This window comes from Actinosynnema sp. NPDC037264 (assembly GCF_055603705.1).
Window position 1 is genome coordinate 100,693 of sequence record NZ_JBVJVK010000021.1, and the last position, 17,460, is coordinate 118,152.

Genomic DNA, 17,460 nt, shown 5'->3' on the forward strand with positions numbered 1-17,460 from the left:
GGGCGAGAGTGAGCAGGGGGGGGCCCTCCCCCCCCCCCCCCCCCCCCCCCCGCACCCCCCCCCCCCCCCCCCCCCCCCCCCCCCCCCCCCCCCCCACGCGGGTGGTCAGCCGATGGTGCGGCCGCCGTCGGCCTGGAGGAGTTCGCCGTGCACGTAGCTCGCGCGCGGCGAGGCGAGGAAGACGATGGCCTCGGCGATCTCACGCGCGGAAGCCGTGCGGCCGAGCGGCGACTTGCGGCCGGTCTCGTCGACGGCGTCGGGGAGGAGGGCCTGCGTCCCCTCGGTCACGGTGGCGCCCGGCGCGATCGCGTTGACGCGGACCCCCGTGCCGCGGTACTCCACGGCCCACGTCCGGGTCAGGGACTCCAGGGCCGCCTTGGTCGCCGAGTACGCCGCCGCACCCGGCACCGCGAACGAGGTCGCGGACGTCGACACGGTGACCACGCTGCCCCGGCCCCGGGCCGCCATGCCCGGCAGCAGCGCGGCGGTCAGGAAGAACGGCGCCCGCACGTTCACGTCGAACAGCCGCTGGAAGCCCTCCGCGTCCTGGTCCGCGGTCGCCGCGAACGGGAAGATGCCGGCGTTGTTGACCAGCACGTCCACCTCGCCGACCGCCTCCGCCAGCGCCCGCACCGACCCCAGGTCCGCCATGTCGGCGGCGAGGAACTTCGCCTGCCCGCCCTCCGCCTCGATCGACGCCACGGTCTCGGCGCCGCGCGCCTCGTCCCGCCCCGTGACGATCACCGTCGCGCCACCGGCCGCCAGCAACCGCGCGGTCTCCCGGCCGATCCCCGCCGTGCTGCCCGTGACCAGCGCGAGCTGCCCGTCAAACTCCATGATCCCCACCTTGTTCGAAGTTCGGTGAACATCGAACAACCTACCCCCGACAGTTCGACGTTCGCAAAACATCGAACACCTAGACTGGCAGACGTGCGCCACGCCGACCGCAACCCGGACGTCGATCAGCTGACCCTGACCGACGTCCTGGCGGCACTCAGCGACCCCCTCCGCGTCGGCCTGGTCCGCCTGCTCGCCGACGGCGAGGAGTTCAACTTCGGCGAGTTCGACGCGCCCGTCGCCAAGTCCACGCTCAGCCACCACCTCAAGGTGCTCAACGCCGCGGGCCTGACCTGGCGGCGCGAGGAGGGCACCCGCTGCTTCATCCGGCTCCGCCGCGAGGACATCGACGCCCGCTTCCCGCACCTGCTCGACACCGTGCTCGCCGCCGCCGACCGGGACGACGTCGGCAACCACGTCACCACCCCGGGCGCCGCGTGCTGAGCGAAGGGGTCCGCGACGCCGGTCCCGCCGGCAGGATGTCCGCGTGACCAGGGGCCTGCAGTACTTCGCCGCGTGGTCGGCGTCGACGGCGGTCGCGGTGGTGCTGTCCTGGCTGGGCATCCGGTTCGTGCTGGACGCGGGCGCGCCGGAGCGGCCGCGCGTCGTCGCCGGGCCCACGCAGTCCTCGGCGATCGCCCGGACCACCACGACGACCACCACCGCCGCGCCCATCACGACCACGACCACGGTCGCGGTGATCGCCACCGTCGCGCCGACCACGACGACGACGGCCGTGCCGACCACCACCACGACCACCCAACCCCTGCCGTCGGAGAACGGCACCTGGACCGAGCGCGACGGCGAACCGGTCTACCTGCGCAGCTTCACCCTGCACGGCGGGGTCGCCGCGATCAGCTTCTCCGCCTCGGACATGGAGCCCATCTCGGCCACCCCGCGCCAGGGCTTCGCCGCCACCGTCGAACAGCCCGCGGACGCCGTCGTGGTCGAGTTCACCGGCGGCGGCCACCGGTCCCGGCTCGAGGCCACCTGGGTCGGCGGACCGCAGTGGCGGATCGTCGAGGCCGGCTGACCGCCCGGCGCGGTCGCGGCCCGACCTACACCGCCAGGGTCACCTCGGCGCGCAGCCTCGGCAGCAACGCGTGGAAGGCGTCGCCCGGGCACACGGTGCCGTCCCAGAAGTCCCGGTGGCCGTGGATCTCCGCCGGCGGGATCGAGTACTGCCGGCAGATCACCACGCACAGCCACACCAGCGCGTCCCACTGCCCGGCGGGCGGCACCTCGTCGACGTAGGTGCCCTCGTTCTCGATCCCGATCGAGTTCCGGTTCTGCCCGTACGCGTGCGCGCCCTCCACCATCCGGTCGCCGGCCAACAACGCGTCCACGCTGCCGTGCCGCCCCTCCAGCACCACGCCGCCGCGCGTGATGGTGAAGTGCTGCCCGGTGTCGCCCCAGTCGTTGGCGTCCATGTGCAGCGCCTGGAAGAACCGCGCCAACTCGTGCGCGTGCTGCCGCGAACCGTCCGCCACGTTCTCCGTCGCCGTGTGGTGCACCAGGATCCGCTCCGGCCCGCGGCCCAATACCACCGGCCGGTCGACCGGCGTCCGGGCACCCCACTCGGCGCACCGCTCGATGCGCCGTCGCGGCGCACGGGGCGGCAACGTGGCCGCGACCGACCCGACCACCGCGCCGACCCCGAGCAGCACCGCACGCCTGCTGACCACCGCTCCCCCTGATTCGTCAGCCGGGAGCCGATCACCCCGGCCCCCGGCGGGCAACCCGCCCCCGCTGTCCATGCTTTCACCCGTTCGCGGCAGCGACGCCACCCGTTGGCCGAGTGGTGGTTCGATCACGGTCATGACGCACCCCGGCGAACCGCACCGCGACGACCTCTCCGGCCGGCTCAACCGGCTGCGCGCCGGCGTCCTCGGCGCCAACGACGGCATCGTGTCGACGGCCGGGCTCGTGGTCGGCGTCGCGGGCGCCACCACCGACCGCACCGCGATCTTCGCGGCGGGCCTGGCCGGGCTCGTGGCGGGCTCGCTGTCCATGGCGGGCGGCGAGTACGTCTCGGTCAGCACCCAGCGGGACACCGAGCGGGCCGCGCTCAGGCTCGAGGAGCGCGAGCTGCGCGAGATGCCCGAGGAGGAGGAACGCGAGCTCGCCGAGATCTACCAGGACAAGGGGCTGTCGGAGGACCTCGCCGCGCGGGTCGCCCGCGAGCTGACCGAGCAGGACGCCCTGCGCGCGCACGCCGAGGCCGAGCTGCAGATCGACCCGGACAAGCTGACCAGCCCGTGGCAGGCCGCGTGGGCGTCGCTGGTGGCGTTCGCGGCGGGCGCGCTGATCCCGCTGGTCGCGATCGTGCTGCCACCGACCGGGTGGCGGGTGTGGGCGTGCGCGGTGGCCGTGCTGGTCGGCCTGGTGCTCACCGGCGTGATCAGCGCCCGCCTCGGGTCGAGCCGCGTCGGCCGCGCGGTGCGCCGCAACGTGGTCGTCGGGTCGCTCACGATGATCGTCACGTACTACGTCGGCCTCCTGTTCGGAGCAACGGTCGGCTGACCGTGATCACGCAGCGCACACACCCTCGGTGGTTCGCGGGAAAAAGTCACCACCCGGAGGTGTGAGGTACGCAAAGTGCGGGTATCCGCAGCCGACTTGTCGCCGTCGAGCGCGGCAGGCCCGGACCGGAGGTGCGCGCCGTGGCCCATCCACCGACATCACTGCTCCTCCTGCGCGGCGCGAAGGCCGAACGTCGGCTCTGGGCGCTGCTGGCGGCGCTGTTCGCGCTGGTCTCGGGCGTCAACGTGATCTTGGCCGTGAGCGAGGGCGCGTGGTGGCAGGGCGCGCTCGCGGCGCTGTGCCTCGTCGTCGCGGTGGGCTGCGGGCGGGAGTCCAGAAGAGCCGGCAGCTGATTTCACCCGGCACTGAAGTTCCGAAAGTGAGCGAAACTCTGGTCCGACCGGGTGTACCCCGTTGGTCGGAACGGCGTCAAGTAGTGGTGTGATTCACCACGACGCCCTGTCGGACTAGAGCCATAACCGCGAATTCACACTATCGTCACAAGACCCCGGCAATCCCGGTGCACCGCCAAGCGCTCCCGAACGGCCCCATCCGGCCGCGAGGCGCGCACGAGCAAGTGCAGTTCTCCCGCACAACGGAGTGCGGAACCCACGCCGACGATCTCTCGGGCGTGGGTCCACAGCCAGTACCTGCAGGCCGAGCTGTCCGCGTAAAGCCGCGCGCGGGCGTTCGGCCGTCTCCGTATGCCCGGACGACGCCACGGGAGGGCCCGTTGTGACCCACCACCAGCCGCAAGGCCTTTACGACCCGCAGTACGAGCACGACGCCTGCGGTGTCGCGTTCGTCGCCGACCTGGCCGGTCGCAGAAATCACGCGATCGTCAGCCAGGCCCTGGTGGCGCTGCGCAACCTCGAACACCGGGGAGCGCGCGGCGCCGAGCCGGAGACCGGTGACGGCGCGGGCATCCTGATCCAGGTGCCCGACGCGTTCTACCGCGAGGTCGTCGGCTTCCCCTTGCCCGAGCCCGGCGGCTACGCGGTCGGCACCGCGTTCCTCCCCCAGGAGGGTCAGGACGAGGTCAAGGAGCAGATCGAGCGCATCGCCGCCGAAGAGGGCGCGACGGTCCTCGGGTGGCGCGCGCTGCCGGTGGACGCCGACCACGTCGGTCCCACGGCGAAGACCACCATGCCCGCGTTCAGCCAGCTCTTCCTCAGTGGCGCGGAAGGCCTGGAACTGGAACGCCTGGCGTTCGTGGTGCGCAAGCGCGTCGAGCACGCGACCGACGTGTACTTCCCGAGCCTGTCCGGGCGGACGATCGTCTACAAGGGCATGCTCACCGAGCCGCAGGTGGAGAAGTTCTTCCCCGACCTGACCGACGAGCGGGTCACCAGCTCGATCGGCCTGGTGCACTCGCGGTTCTCCACCAACACGTTCCCGTCGTGGCCGCTGGCCCACCCGTACCGGTACGTGGCGCACAACGGCGAGATCAACACGTTGCGCGGCAACCGGAACTGGATGGACGCGCGCGAGTCGGTGCTCGCCACCGACCTGATCCCCGGCGACCTGTCCCGGGTCTTCCCGGTCATCACGCGCGGCGCCAGCGACTCGGCGACGTTCGACGAAGTGCTGGAGCTGCTGCACCTGGGCGGGCGCAGCCTGCCGCACGCGGTGCTGATGATGATCCCCGAGGCGTGGGAGAACCACGCCGAGATGGACGCGCAACGGCGCGCGTTCTACGAGTTCCACTCCACGCTCATGGAGCCGTGGGACGGCCCGGCGCTGGTGGCGTTCACCGACGGCACGCTGATCGGCGCGGTGCTCGACCGCAACGGCCTGCGCCCGGCCCGGTACTGGGTCACCGAGGACGGCCTGGTCGTGCTCGGCAGCGAGGCGGGCGTGCTGGAGCTCGACCCGGCCACGATCGTGCGCAAGGGCCGGCTGGAGCCGGGCCGGATGTTCCTGGTCGACACCGCCCAGGGGCGGATCATCGACGACGAGGAGATCAAGGGGCAGCTCGCGGCCGAGCACCCGTACCAGGAGTGGGTCGCCGACGGCATCCTGCACCTGGCCGACCTCCCGGCGCGCGAGCGCGAGGTGCCGACGCACTCGTCCCTGGTGCGCCGCCAGCAGGCGTTCGGCTACACGGAAGAGGAAATGGCGCTGCTGCTGCGCCCGATGGCGCGCTCCGGCGCGGAACCGATCGGCTCGATGGGCAACGACGCGCCCTTCGCGCCGCTGTCGGACCGGCCGCGGCAGCTGTTCGACTACTTCACGCAGCTCTTCGCCCAGGTGACCAACCCGCCGCTGGACGCGATCCGCGAGGAGCTGGTGACCTCGCTGCACGCCACGCTCGGCGCGGAGCCGAACCTGCTGTCGGTCGACGCCACGTCGTGCCGCCGGATCTCGTTGCCGTTCCCCGTGCTGGACAACGACGAGCTGGCCAAGCTCGTGCACGTGGACGACGACGGCACGCTGCCGGAGTTCCGCACGTTCACCGTGCGCGGCCTCTACGAGGTGGCCGGCGGCGGCGAGGCGCTGGTGCGGCGGCTGGACGAGATCCGGGCCGAGGTGTCGCAGGCGATCCGGGACGGCGCGCGGCTGGTCGTGCTGTCGGACCGGGGCGTGGACCAGGAGCACGCGCCGATCCCGTCGCTGCTGCTGACCGGCGCGGTGCACCACCACCTGGTGCGGGAGAAGACCCGCACCCAGGTCGACCTGATCGTGGAGTCGGGCGACGCGCGCGAGGTGCACCACATCGCGCTGCTCGTCGGCTACGGCGCGAAGGCGGTGAACCCGTACCTGGCCATGGCGTCGGTCGAGGAGCTGCCCGACGTCGAGCCGGAGGTGGCGACCCGCAACCTGATCAAGGCGCTGGGCAAGGGCGTGCGCAAGACGATGTCCAAGATGGGCGTCTCGACCGTGGCCTCCTACACCGGCGCGCAGATCTTCGAGGCGATCGGCCTCGGTGACGAGGTCGTGGCCACGTGCTTCACCGGCACCACCTCGCGGCTGGGCGGCGTCGGCTTCGACGTCATCGCCGAGGAAGTGGCGCGGCGGCACCGGATGGCGTTCCCGGCCGACGGCGTCCGGGCGCACCACCGCGAGCTGGAGGTCGGCGGCGACTACCAGTGGCGCCGCGAGGGCGAGGCGCACCTGTTCAACCCGCAGACCGTGTTCAAGCTCCAGCACTCCACGCGCACCGGGCGTTACGACATCTTCAAGGAGTACACGCGGGGCGTGGACGAGCAGGCCAAGCGGCTGATGACGCTGCGCGGGCTGTTCGCGTTCAAGGAGGGCGTGCGCGAGCCGGTGCCGATCGACGAGGTCGAGCCGGTCTCGTCCATCGTGAAGCGGTTCGCCACCGGCGCCATCTCCTACGGGTCCATCTCGCAGGAGATGCACGAGGTGCTGGCCATCGCGATGAACCGGCTGGGCGCGAAGTCCAACACCGGCGAGGGCGGCGAGGACGCCGAGCGGTTCACCCCCGACGCCAACGGCGACTCGCGGCGCAGCGCCATCAAGCAGGTGGCCTCGGGCCGGTTCGGCGTGACGAGCGAGTACCTGGTCAACGCCGACGACATCCAGATCAAGATGGCGCAGGGCGCGAAGCCCGGCGAGGGCGGCCAGCTGCCCGGCGCGAAGGTGTACCCGTGGATCGCCAAGACCCGGCACTCCACGCCCGGCGTCGGCCTGATCTCGCCGCCGCCGCACCACGACATCTACTCGATCGAGGACCTGGCGCAGCTCATCCACGACCTGAAGAACGCCAACCCGGCGGCGCGCATCCACGTGAAGCTCGTCTCCGAGGTCGGCGTCGGCACGGTCGCGGCGGGCGTCTCCAAGGCGCACGCGGACGTCGTGCTGATCTCCGGCCACGACGGCGGCACCGGCGCGTCACCCCTGTCGTCCATCAAGCACGCGGGCGGACCGTGGGAGCTGGGCCTGGCCGAGACGCAGCAGACGCTGCTGGCCAACCGGTTGCGCGACCGGATCGTGGTGCAGACCGACGGCCAGCTCAAGACCGGGCGCGACGTGGTGATCGCGGCGCTGCTCGGCGCGGAGGAGTTCGGCTTCGCCACCGCTCCCCTGGTCGTCTCGGGCTGCGTCATGATGCGGGTCTGCCACCTGGACACCTGTCCGGTCGGCGTGGCCACGCAGAACCCGGTGCTGCGGGCGAAGTTCGCGGGCAAGGCCGAGCACGTGGTGAACTTCTTCGAGTTCGTCGCGCAGGAGGTCCGGGAGCTGCTGGCGCAGCTGGGTTTCCGCACCCTGGCCGAGGCCGTCGGGCACGCGGACCTGCTCGACACGCGGGCCGCGGTCGACCACTGGAAGGCGGCCGGGCTCGACCTGTCGCCGATCTTCCACGTGCCGTCGCTGCCCGAGGGCGCGGCGCGGCACCGCACCACCTCCCAGGACCACGGGCTGGACAAGGCGCTGGACAACACCCTGATCCAGCTCGCCGAGGGCGCGATCGCCTCCGGCGACCGGGTGCGGCTGGAACTGCCGGTGCGCAACGTCAACCGCACCGTCGGCACCATGCTCGGCTCCGAGGTGACCAAGCGGTGGGGCGGCGAGGGCCTGCCCGACGACACGATCGACATCACGTTCACCGGCACGGCCGGGCAGTCGTTCGGCGCGTTCGTGCCGCGCGGCATCACGTTGCGGCTCATCGGCGACGCGAACGACTACGTGGCCAAGGGCCTGTCGGGCGGGCGGATCGTCGTCCGGCCGGTGCCCGACGCGCAGTTCGCCGCCGAGCAGCACATCATCGCCGGCAACGTGATCGGCTACGGCGCGACCGGCGGCGAGATCTTCCTGCGCGGCAAGGTCGGCGAGCGGTTCTGCGTGCGCAACTCGGGCGCGCTGGCCGTCGTCGAGGGCGTCGGCGACCACGGGTGCGAGTACATGACCGGCGGCCGGGTGGTCGTGCTCGGCGCGACCGGGCGCAACTTCGCCGCGGGCATGTCCGGCGGCATCGCCTACGTGCTGGACGCGGCCGTGCCGCGGGTCAACCCCGAGATGGTGGACCTGGACCCGGTGGACGAGTCGGACCGCGAGTTCCTGCGGCGCGCGGTGGAGAAGCACTACCTGGAAACGGACTCGGCGGTGGCGCACGCGCTGCTGGCCGACTGGGACCTGGCGGTGGACCGGTTCACCAAGGTCATGCCGAAGGACTACAAGAGGGTGCTGGCGGCACAGGCCCTGGCCGAGCTCGAGGGCCGGGACGTCAACGAAGCGATCATGGAGGCGTCTCATGGCTGACCCTCGTGGGTTCCTCACCACCGAGCGTGAGACCCCGCGCAGCCGTCCCGTTTTCCTGCGCCTGCGCGACTGGCGCGAGGTCTACGAGGAGTTCGAGCGGCCCAAGCTGGAGAAGCAGGCCGGCCGGTGCATGGACTGCGGCATCCCGTTCTGCCACCAGGGCTGTCCGCTGGGGAACCTGATCCCCGAGTGGAACAACCTGGTGTTCAGCGACGACTGGCGCAAGGCCTCGGAACGGCTGCACGCCACCAACAACTTCCCGGAGTTCACCGGGACGTTGTGCCCGGCGCCGTGCGAGGCCGCGTGCGTGGTGGGGATCAACGGCGATCCCGTCACCATCAAGCGGGTCGAGATCTCCATCATCGACCGGGCGTGGGACGAGGGCTGGGTCACGCCCCAGCCGCCCGCCGCGCGCAGCGGCCGTTCGGTGGCCGTGGTGGGTTCCGGGCCGGCGGGCCTGGCCGCCGCGCAGCAGCTGACCCGCGCCGGTCACTCGGTCGTGGTGCTGGAGCGGGCCGACGCGATCGGCGGGCTGCTGCGCTACGGCATCCCCGAGTTCAAGATGGAGAAGTGGCGGCTGGACCGCAGGCTCGACCAGATGCGCGCCGAGGGCACCGAGTTCCGGACGAACGTGAACGTCGGCGTCGACGTCACGGTCGAGGAGCTGCGGGAGTCCTACGACGCGGTGGTGCTGGCCGGCGGCGCGACGGCGTGGCGCGACCTGCCGGTGCCCGGCCGGTCGCTGACGGGCGTGCACCAGGCGATGGAGTACCTGCCGGGGGCCAACAAGGTGGCGCGCGGCGAGCTGGACGCGCCGCCCATCACCGCCGAGGGCAAGCACGTCGTCGTCATCGGCGGCGGCGACACCGGCGCGGACTGCGTCGGCACGGCCCACCGCCAGGGCGCGTTGTCCGTGACGCAGCTGGAGATCATGCCCCGGCCGCCGGAGAAGCGCGCCGAGGCGCACCCGTGGCCGACCTACCCGATGCTCTACCGGGTCACGTCGGCGCACGAGGAGGGCGGCGAGCGGCTGTACTCGGTGTCCACCGTCGAGTTCCTCGGTGACGACGAGGGCGCGGTGCGGGCGTTGAAGCTGGTCGAGGTCGAGGCGTCCGGCGGGCGGTTCGAGCCGGTGCCCGGCAGCGAGCGGGAGATCCCGGCGCAGCTGGTGACGTTGGCGATGGGTTTCGTCGGCCCGGAGAAGGACGGCCTGCTCACCGAGCTGGGCGTCGACCTCGACGCGCGCGGCAACGTGGCGCGGGACGAGGAGTTCGCGACCTCGGTCGACGGCGTGTTCGTGGCCGGCGACATGGGCCGCGGCCAGTCGCTGATCGTGTGGGCCATCGCCGAGGGCCGCTCGGCCGCCGCCGGCGTGGACGCCTACCTGACGGGCCGCTCCGTGCTGCCCAGGCCGATCGAGCCGACCGACCGGCCGCTCGTGTGACTCGTCCCCGGCCGCACAACGACGTGCGGCCGGGGACGGCCTTCCCGCGCGGCCGGACAGCGTGGTCCGGCCGCGCGGGAAGTCGAAGCGGCGCGTGCGCCTACCGGTCGAGCCTTTCGCGCACGCGCTCAGGCGGGCCGGTCCGGTGGGTGGGGACCACCACTCACCGGGCCGGTTCGCTCACGGGCAGGTCTTCCAGGCGAAGTGGTAAGTCGTCTCGACGCTGCCGTCCGTGGAGTCCATGGACATGAAGCTGGTGGTCGTCGTCGTGTCGGACGACCCGGCGCTCACCCGCAACTCCGTGTTGATGTTGAACAGCCGTTGCTCGCCGCACGGGTGGTAGACGATCGCGGCGAGTTCGGTGGTGTCGGTGGCCTGCCAGTCGTCGCTGAACGGTCCCGCGTAGCTGTGGCTCCGGTACGCCGTCGGCGACATGCCCTGGAAGTAGTAGTTGGCCCGTTCCAGACCGGTCGCGCCCCGCTCGAGGTGGGCGAAGCCGCGATAGTCGGTTTGCGCGATGCCGTAGGTGAACCCCTGTGGGATGTTCAGCCTCAGGTTGAGCTGGCAGTTCTTCCGGAAATCGGTGGGCAGCGCGCCTACGCCCACCTGCGCCATGAACTGGCTGTAGGTGACGGTGAACGCCTTGTTGTCCGGAGAGACCGCCACGGCCGCGGTACCGGCCGGGCATCCGGATCCGTTGACGGTCACCACGTCGATGGTCATGTGATCCGGCGGCGGGGTGGTGTTCGGCGCCCCGCCGGGAGGAATGATGATCACCGCCGCCGCCATGGTGACGGCCGCCACGAAATTGAACATGCAGCACCTTCCGACTCGTCATTGAGCACGGTATCGGCGGCGAATTGACGCAAGTCCCTTGCCCGGTCACCGGTCGGGCCGTCCTAGCACCGCTTCCACGAGAAGTGGTACGTGGTGCTCACGTTGCTGTCGGTCGAGTCCATCACCATGAAACTGGTGCCGGTCGACGTGCCCGCGGTGACCCGGAGTTCGGTGTTGATGTTGAACATCCGCTGTTCGCCGCACGGCGCGTAGACGATCGCGTCCCATTCCGTGGCGTCCGTCGCCTGCCAGTTGTCGCTGTAGGGCCCGGCGTAGGAATGGCTCTTGCGGGCAGTCGGAGACATGCCCTGGAAGTAGTAGTTGCCCTGCTCCATGCCCACCGCGCCGCGCTGGAGGTGCGCGAACCCGCGGTAGTCGGCCCTGGCGATGCCGTAGGTGAAGCCCTGGGGGTAGTTCAGCTCCAGCGCGAGCTGGCAGTTCTTCCGGAAGTCCGTCGGCTCGGAGTCGGCGCCGGCCTGCGCCAGGAAACTGCTGTAGGTGACGGTGAAGGCGGTGCGGTCGGGCGAGGCGGCGACCGCCGCGGTGCCGGCCGGGCAACCGGATCCGTTCACGGTCCTGACCTGGACCGTGACGTATTCGGGCGCGGTCTCGACCGTTGTTTCACCGGAGGGGGAGAGCGCGGACAGGGTCAATGCAGCCGCGGCCACTAAGGTCAGCATGAACGGCCTTTCTCCTGCGGGTTGACGTGCGGTGTGACGGCGGTTACAGGACCGTAGCGCAACGTCGCCGGAGCACTGCTCCTCCATTAGAGTGGAACCGCTCCCAGATATTGGGACAAATGTTTTCCCGCAGAAATGGCCAAGACTTTTCCAGCCGACCGGGCATACCGACGCCGTGAATTCGACGACGACCGCGGGCAATCCGCACGGCGTTCGTTGAAATCGCGACGAAATTGCGAAAAACCGCGTCTCGACCGGACTACCTCGGACGGGCGGCGGCCACTCGTCGGATCAATTGCACCATCTGCGCGCGCTCGTCGGGGTCCAGCACGGCGAACCAGCGCGCCTCGCGCGCGTTCTGGTGCGGGAAGACCCGCGCCACCGCCGAGCGGCCCTCCTCGGTGAGCGCGACGAACACCACGCGCCGGTCCTGGCCGTCCCTGGTCCGCTCGACCAGCCCGGCCCGCTCCAGCGTGTTGATCAGGTTGGACATCGCCGACCTGGTCGTGCCGGACAGGTCGGCCAGCCGCGCGGGCTGGGTCGGGCCCAGGATCCACAGCTTGAACATCAACCGGAACCCGGGCATGGTCCAGCCCTGCTCGCGGTGCACCAGCGCCTCGTAGTCGTTGATCATCACGTACGCCAGGTGCAACACGTTGTACGAGAGGCCGAACGCGTCCGCGTCGCCTCCCAACTCGGCGATCCGGTGCCGGGCGAACCGCTCGTACTCCTGCTCCGTCACCACGTCGGCGGCGACGGGAACCTCCTGCTCTGCCACCCGCCGATCCTCCCAGGGCGACCCGGCCGAAGGCACCGGAATGCGGCACACTGGCCGACGTGATCGGGACGAGGCGGTTCGCCATCACGGCCGCGGTCGTGGTGGCGCTGGCCACCGCCGCGTCCGTGGCCGCGAGCTTCGACCTCGTCAAGGGCGAGGGCGCGGTGGTCCTCGACGACCTCGCCCAGCTCGCCACCGGTCTGTTCGCCACCGGTTGCTGCTGGTGGACGGCGCGCCGGGCGACCGGGCCGGACCGCCGCTGGCGGCTGGCGATGGGGTTCGGCATGGCGGGCTGGTCCACCGGCCAGGCGTTGTGGACGTGGTACCAGCTGGTCGAGCGGCGCGCCGTGCCGTCGCCGTCGCCGGCGGACGCCGGGTACCTCAGCATCGTGCCGTTCGCGTTCGTCGCGCTGCTCGTGATCGGCAACTTCCGCCGGTCGGACTCCCCCGACGCGCTGCTGGACCGCCGGTCCCGCAGCGCCCGGCTGGTGCTGCTGCTGGACGGCCTGATCGTGGTCGGGTCGTTGTTCGTGCTGACCTGGACCACGTCGCTCGGCGGGCTGGTCGCGGCCGGGAACCCGGGTTCGGCGGCGTTCCTGGTGGCCATCGCCTACCCGGTGACGGACCTGGTGCTGCTGGTGATCGTGGTGGTGCTGAGCGCGGACCGCAAGGTCGTGCTGCGACCGCAGCTGCGGTTGCTCGGCCTCGGCCTGGTGGCGCTGGCCGCGTCCGACTTCGCGTTCGCCTACCTGGTCAGCATCCAGGCGCCGGAGGTGCCGCCGCTGGCCAACGCCGGGTTCGTGGTGGGACCGGCGCTGATCGCGTTGGCGGCGCTGGCGCCCGTGCCGTCGCCGTCGACCGGCCCGAGCCGCAACCGGCGGCCGTGGCAGTGGGCCTACCTGCTGATGCCGTACGTGCCCTTACTGGTCAGCAGCGTGCTGGTGCTGCGGCGCACGATCATCGGCGACCTCGGGCCGTTGGACGCGGTGGAGATCGGCTGCGGCTTCACGGTGTTCGTCGCGGTGATTTTGCGGCAGCTGGTGACCCTTGTGGACAACACGAAGCTCGTTCTGCTGCTGCGCGAGTCCGAGCGCACCCTGACGCACCAGGCGCACCACGACCCGTTGACCGGGCTGGCCAACCGGGCGCTGTTCGAGCGCAGGCTGGACGAGGCGATGGCCGAGCACCACCGCGACGGCAGGCCGTTCGGGCTGCTGTTCGTGGACCTGGACGACTTCAAGGCGGTCAACGACGTCTCCGGCCACGCGCACGGCGACGCGTTGCTCGAACGGGTGGCGCAGCGGCTGCGGCAGTGCGTCCGCGACACCGACGTGGTGGCCAGGCTCGGCGGTGACGAGTTCGGCGTCCTGGTCGAAGGGCTGGAGGAGCCGGAGAAGGTGGCGTTCCGGATCCTCGACGCGCTCGGCGAGGAGATCAGCGCGTCGGTCGGCGTGGTGATCTGCGCCGACCACGACCCCGAGGCCACCGCCGCGACCGTCCTCAGCCGTGCGGACAAGGCCATGTACGAGGCGAAGCGCGACGGTGGCCGGGGTCTGGTCATCCACTCGTAGGGCCGGCCGCGTCGACCCGGTGGAGCGAGGTCCGCGTCAGCCGACCAGGTCGGGGTCCGACCACCACTGCACGGCGTACTGGCGGCCCGCGGGCTCGACCCGGTAGCCCGCGGCGGGGCGGAAGCCGGGTTCGTTGAAGCAGATGCCCAGCGACAGCACCATCACGTTCTCCGGGCCGAAGGCGTCGTCGACGTCGGGGTTGACGCCGTACAGCTTGGTGACGTCACGGCTGAGCCCGGAGCGGAACGAGGTCCACGGCTGTTTGGGCGACTGGCACTTCAACTCGGTGATGATGACCGGCGCGGTGTCCGCGACGGCGGGGCTGAGCGCGTTGAACACGAGATCGGCGCGAGCCTGGGGGGTCTCGAAAACCGGGACCGCGCCCTCGCCGGTCGGGATGAAGTTGGCCTCCGTCAGGACGTCGAGCGGATTGTTGTTGCGGAGCCGCAGTTTCAGCTCGGCCTGCAACCACAGCGCGAACTGGTTGCGGGCCCAGCCTTCCCAGCCGCCCGCGAACACCGAGAGCGCCTCGATCGTCGGCTGGTCCGCTTGGATCCAGCCGACGAGGGCCTTGATGACGTCGACCGGGCCGATGGTGTTGTAAGCCATGGGTGAACTCCTGGGGAGAGGGAGGAGAGGAAGGGGCGCGGAGCGCGCCGGGGAAGTCGCGCTCCGCGCCCGGGACGACGGGCCGGTGTGGTGGGGGCACCCGGGCTGTCGAGCGGGGCGGGTCGTGGGCGCCACCGGACCTCGACCCCGTCGTCCTCCGCGATGCGCCGGAGGGGCGTCCGGGCGCACGGGTCATCGGGGACCGGGGAGAGGTCCGGTCACCGGTGCGGTCAGGCGGCGACCGGCTGCATGCCGGTGCTGATCGACCACGTGTTGTCCGCCTGCAGCACCGCGGTCATGTCGAAGCCCGCGTTGTACTGCAGCTCGACGGAGTTGCTGATCTGCTCGATGTCGAGCACCTCGCCGTGGACGTAGGTGCCCGCGGTGAGCCAGTAACTGGGGTGCGGGGTGAAGACGAGGTTCTCGTTGGGCTGCGCCTGCACCGCGAACACGCCGGAGTTCGACATGCCGATGCCGACCGCCGCGCCGTCCGCCGGCACCGTCGGCAGTTCCCGGACGTAGAGGCTGCCGAGCTCCGGGACGCCGAACGCCTTTCCTGGCACGAACCGGTGCGCGCCGTCGGTGTAGTCGAACAGGATCTGGTTCGCGGTGAGGTCCTGCGGGTTGGCCCGGCGGACCTCCTGCGCGCGGAACCGCGTGCCCGGCTTCAACGAGCCCGTGTAGGACCAGACGAAGCAGTAGTCGAGGGTCCACTCGAAGGTCACGGTGGTGTTCGGCCACGCCGGCGCGGTCAGCCAGGCGAGCGACATGGCGTTGCGCACGCCGAGGTCCACGGGCTGCTGGTACACGCAGAGGTCTTGGAACTGGGTAGATTCATTGCGGACCGTCAGGGAGTACTGGGTTGGCATGGCAGCACAACTCCTTCACGAGGAGACGATTCGGATAAATTCGAACCACGGCGCGGAATAGTCGGCGCAGTGCGATCGGTCGCGGGCCGGTCGATCCCACCGCGTTCCTCCGGGCTCGGAACGGTCGGCCGATCAACGCATTCGGAAACTTTTCGATTCACTTTGCCGGTCCGTCCGACAAAACCAGTACACGCCGGCGAACGCAGGGCGTCAAGCGACCGGCCTTCACCCGATACGTCGACGTCGCATTCACCTGACTTGGCCACCGGAAGCGCCGGGCGCGCCTTTTCGCAACGTGAAAACGCCGGGCGATCCGTAACGAAAGTCGCGCGAATTGAATTGCCAGCAGTGTCGGAAGGAGTTCGCCGCGCGGAGCACCGGAAGGCCCCGTCGGTACTGCTCGTCGGCGTGCCGGCAGCGCGCGTTCCGGGCCAGGCGGGTCACCGAGCGGTCGGCCGTGGCGCTGCCCGGTCAGGTGGAGGCGCTCGCGGTCGAGCTCCGGGACAACGCCGAGGTCATCCGCTTCCTGGCGCGCGGCTGGACCCCGGTGGAGCCCGGGACGTCCCTGAGCGACCTGATCGAGGCCACCGCTGACCTCGCGGAGCGGTTACGGGAACTGGGCGGTCGCCTGGCCGACGCGCCGTCCGGGCACGGGTGACGCAACGCGCGACGCAACCCCGTGAGCGGGACCGCCCGCGAGTGACCCCCGAAGGCCTGGCGACGACCGTTGGAGGACGCGGGCGCTACCCGGTCCGGTCCCCGAGCCCGAGGTCGGCCGGTGCGCCCGGGCAGGACGGGCAGGTCGGGCGAGAGGTCCGACCAGGGTCGTCCGCGCCCGGCGGCTGTCGAGCAAGCCCCACCACAGGCCTGTGACCAGCCACTTCAACGCCACCCCAGTTTTCCGCAAGCGCCCGCGGGCATGCTCGGGCTTGCCGGGCGGACGTCAGGGGAGCGTTCGACCGGAGGCGGAGCCGGTCGAGGCACGGCGGCCCCCAGACCGCCTGCCTCCCGGCTCCGTCCCGTTCGCCCACGGGCCGCGCGGCGGTCCGGTCGTCAAGCCGGCAGCCCGGCCCAGACCTCCGCCGCGACGACCCGCACCGCGGCACAGGCGTCCTCGACCGCGGCGCCGGTCGGCAGGGCCACGGTGACGAGCGCGAGTTCGCTCAACCCGTCCCCGAACGGGATGTGGGTCGTCTCCGCGCCGCACAGCACGAGCGAGGACGTGGTCAACCCCGACATCACGGTGGGTCGTCCGGCGATGTCCTCGATCTTGCTGTTCCCGCCGTTCGGTTCGGTCGGCACGCCCACCGAGTACGTGACCCGCACCCTGGGCGGTGTCGTCGTGCCGTCCGCGCTCCACCGGCACTGGTGGCCCGCCGGGTAGGCCCAGGCCCGCGAACCCGCCAGCCCGGGCAGCCGCCCGACCGTCGCGTCCGACAGCCCGCGGCACGCGTGCACCGGCCCGAGGGACTTCGCCGCGAACCGCCGGTGCTCCACGTCGCCCGCGAGCACGCGGTCCGCGACGGCGCGCACCACGACGTCGGCGACCTCGCACAGCCGGGTCGCGGCCACGTCCTCGTCCGAGTGGTTCTCGACGGTCACGTTCAGCGCCACCAGGTCCGCGAACACCAGGCCGCGCTGGCACTGCACGTCGCCGCCCCGGATCTCCACGATCCGCAGTTCCTTGTACGGCACCAAGGGCCCGTCGAACACGGCCTCGTGCAGCACCCGGTCGAGGCCGCCCGCCAGCACGTCGAGCACCGCGCCGCCCGTGGACACCTTGAGCAGGCAGTGGTCGAAGGACTCGACCGGCGCCACCGAAGCCTCGCCGAACGCGGCCAGGTCCGCCGGCTCCACCTGCCCGCACGGGTCGACCGACGCCAGGTCGCCGAGCAGCACCTCGGCGGTGCGCGGGGGAGGTTCGGGGAACGTCGGGTCCGGCACCGGCACGGCGGTCCCGGTCACGGTGGCGCCGCACCCGACGAGCAGTGCCGATAACAGGACGACGCCAAGCGCTCTCGCCATGGCGGAAGGGTAGGCGACGATCACCCTCGCACGACACGGTTTCACCCCACCGCCTGCGGTTCGA

16 protein-coding genes are annotated in these 17,460 nt (G+C 71.4%); 8 read left to right on the plus strand and 8 right to left on the minus strand.

Annotation, left to right across the window (positions count from 1 at the left end):
* Nucleotides 1-105: 105 nt before the first annotated feature.
* Complete coding sequence (locus ACZ7GX_RS23480; protein WP_498779510.1) at nucleotides 106-837, minus strand: SDR family NAD(P)-dependent oxidoreductase; 732 nt, start codon at nucleotides 835-837, stop codon at nucleotides 106-108.
* A gap of 93 nt (nucleotides 838-930) precedes the next feature.
* Between ACZ7GX_RS23480 and ACZ7GX_RS23485 the strand changes: the two genes are divergently transcribed.
* A complete protein-coding gene (locus ACZ7GX_RS23485; protein ID WP_498779512.1) occupies nucleotides 931-1,281 on the plus strand; it encodes an ArsR/SmtB family transcription factor in 351 nt (116 codons plus the stop codon).
* 43 nt (nucleotides 1,282-1,324) lie between these two features.
* Nucleotides 1,325-1,870: a hypothetical protein gene (locus ACZ7GX_RS23490; RefSeq protein WP_498779514.1), complete on the plus strand. Its 546-nt coding sequence runs from the start codon at nucleotides 1,325-1,327 to the stop codon at nucleotides 1,868-1,870.
* 25 nt (nucleotides 1,871-1,895) lie between these two features.
* On the opposite strand, the gene ACZ7GX_RS23495 is transcribed toward ACZ7GX_RS23490, so the two are convergent.
* Nucleotides 1,896-2,522, minus strand: a complete 627-nt coding sequence (locus ACZ7GX_RS23495) for a peptidoglycan recognition protein family protein (protein WP_498779515.1) — start codon at nucleotides 2,520-2,522, stop codon at nucleotides 1,896-1,898.
* A 133-nt stretch (nucleotides 2,523-2,655) separates the two neighbouring features.
* On the opposite strand from ACZ7GX_RS23495, the gene ACZ7GX_RS23500 reads away from it, so the two are divergent.
* From ACZ7GX_RS23500 to ACZ7GX_RS23515, 4 genes are all read left to right on the plus strand, one after another.
* Entirely contained in the window at nucleotides 2,656-3,360 is a 705-nt protein-coding gene (locus ACZ7GX_RS23500; RefSeq protein WP_498779517.1) for a VIT1/CCC1 transporter family protein, read from the plus strand.
* A 140-nt stretch (nucleotides 3,361-3,500) separates the two neighbouring features.
* A complete protein-coding gene (locus ACZ7GX_RS23505) occupies nucleotides 3,501-3,713 on the plus strand; it encodes a hypothetical protein (protein ID WP_498779519.1) in 213 nt (70 codons plus the stop codon).
* Nucleotides 3,714-4,095: 382 nt separating this feature from the next.
* A complete protein-coding gene (gene gltB / locus ACZ7GX_RS23510) occupies nucleotides 4,096-8,583 on the plus strand; it encodes a glutamate synthase large subunit (protein WP_498779520.1) in 4,488 nt (1,495 codons plus the stop codon).
* The gene (locus ACZ7GX_RS23515) at nucleotides 8,576-10,027 is read left to right on the plus strand and encodes a glutamate synthase subunit beta (protein WP_498779522.1); all 1,452 of its coding nucleotides are present in this window, start codon (nucleotides 8,576-8,578) and stop codon (nucleotides 10,025-10,027) included. The genes gltB and ACZ7GX_RS23515 overlap by 8 nt, the downstream gene beginning before the upstream one ends.
* 180 nt (nucleotides 10,028-10,207) lie before the next feature.
* Here ACZ7GX_RS23515 and ACZ7GX_RS23520 read toward each other — a convergent pair whose 3' ends face one another.
* The 3 genes from ACZ7GX_RS23520 to ACZ7GX_RS23530 all read right to left on the minus strand — a co-directional run bounded on the left by ACZ7GX_RS23520 (nucleotide 10,208) and on the right by ACZ7GX_RS23530 (nucleotide 12,322).
* Nucleotides 10,208-10,816, minus strand: a complete 609-nt coding sequence (locus tag ACZ7GX_RS23520) for a DUF4360 domain-containing protein (protein ID WP_498779566.1) — start codon at nucleotides 10,814-10,816, stop codon at nucleotides 10,208-10,210.
* 110 nt (nucleotides 10,817-10,926) lie between these two features.
* Entirely contained in the window at nucleotides 10,927-11,544 is a 618-nt protein-coding gene (locus tag ACZ7GX_RS23525; RefSeq protein ID WP_498779523.1) for a DUF4360 domain-containing protein, read from the minus strand.
* A 259-nt stretch (nucleotides 11,545-11,803) separates the two neighbouring features.
* The gene (locus ACZ7GX_RS23530; protein WP_498779525.1) at nucleotides 11,804-12,322 is read right to left on the minus strand and encodes a MarR family winged helix-turn-helix transcriptional regulator; all 519 of its coding nucleotides are present in this window, start codon (nucleotides 12,320-12,322) and stop codon (nucleotides 11,804-11,806) included.
* A 59-nt stretch (nucleotides 12,323-12,381) separates the two neighbouring features.
* On the opposite strand from ACZ7GX_RS23530, the gene ACZ7GX_RS23535 reads away from it, so the two are divergent.
* Nucleotides 12,382-13,893: a diguanylate cyclase domain-containing protein gene (locus tag ACZ7GX_RS23535; RefSeq protein WP_498779526.1), complete on the plus strand. Its 1,512-nt coding sequence runs from the start codon at nucleotides 12,382-12,384 to the stop codon at nucleotides 13,891-13,893.
* Between the two features lie 36 nt (nucleotides 13,894-13,929).
* On the opposite strand, the gene ACZ7GX_RS23540 is transcribed toward ACZ7GX_RS23535, so the two are convergent.
* Both ACZ7GX_RS23540 and ACZ7GX_RS23545 read right to left on the minus strand, forming a co-directional pair.
* Nucleotides 13,930-14,502: a hypothetical protein gene (locus ACZ7GX_RS23540; RefSeq protein ID WP_498779528.1), complete on the minus strand. Its 573-nt coding sequence runs from the start codon at nucleotides 14,500-14,502 to the stop codon at nucleotides 13,930-13,932.
* Between the two features lie 230 nt (nucleotides 14,503-14,732).
* Nucleotides 14,733-15,371: a RhiA family protein gene (locus ACZ7GX_RS23545; RefSeq protein WP_498779529.1), complete on the minus strand. Its 639-nt coding sequence runs from the start codon at nucleotides 15,369-15,371 to the stop codon at nucleotides 14,733-14,735.
* A gap of 457 nt (nucleotides 15,372-15,828) precedes the next feature.
* Between ACZ7GX_RS23545 and ACZ7GX_RS23550 the strand changes: the two genes are divergently transcribed.
* A complete protein-coding gene (locus ACZ7GX_RS23550; RefSeq protein ID WP_498779530.1) occupies nucleotides 15,829-16,029 on the plus strand; it encodes a hypothetical protein in 201 nt (66 codons plus the stop codon).
* Between the two features lie 395 nt (nucleotides 16,030-16,424).
* Here the strand turns inward: ACZ7GX_RS23550 and ACZ7GX_RS23555 are convergent, their stop codons facing one another.
* Entirely contained in the window at nucleotides 16,425-17,396 is a 972-nt protein-coding gene (locus tag ACZ7GX_RS23555; protein ID WP_498779531.1) for a hypothetical protein, read from the minus strand.
* Between the last annotated feature and the right edge of the window lie 64 nt (nucleotides 17,397-17,460).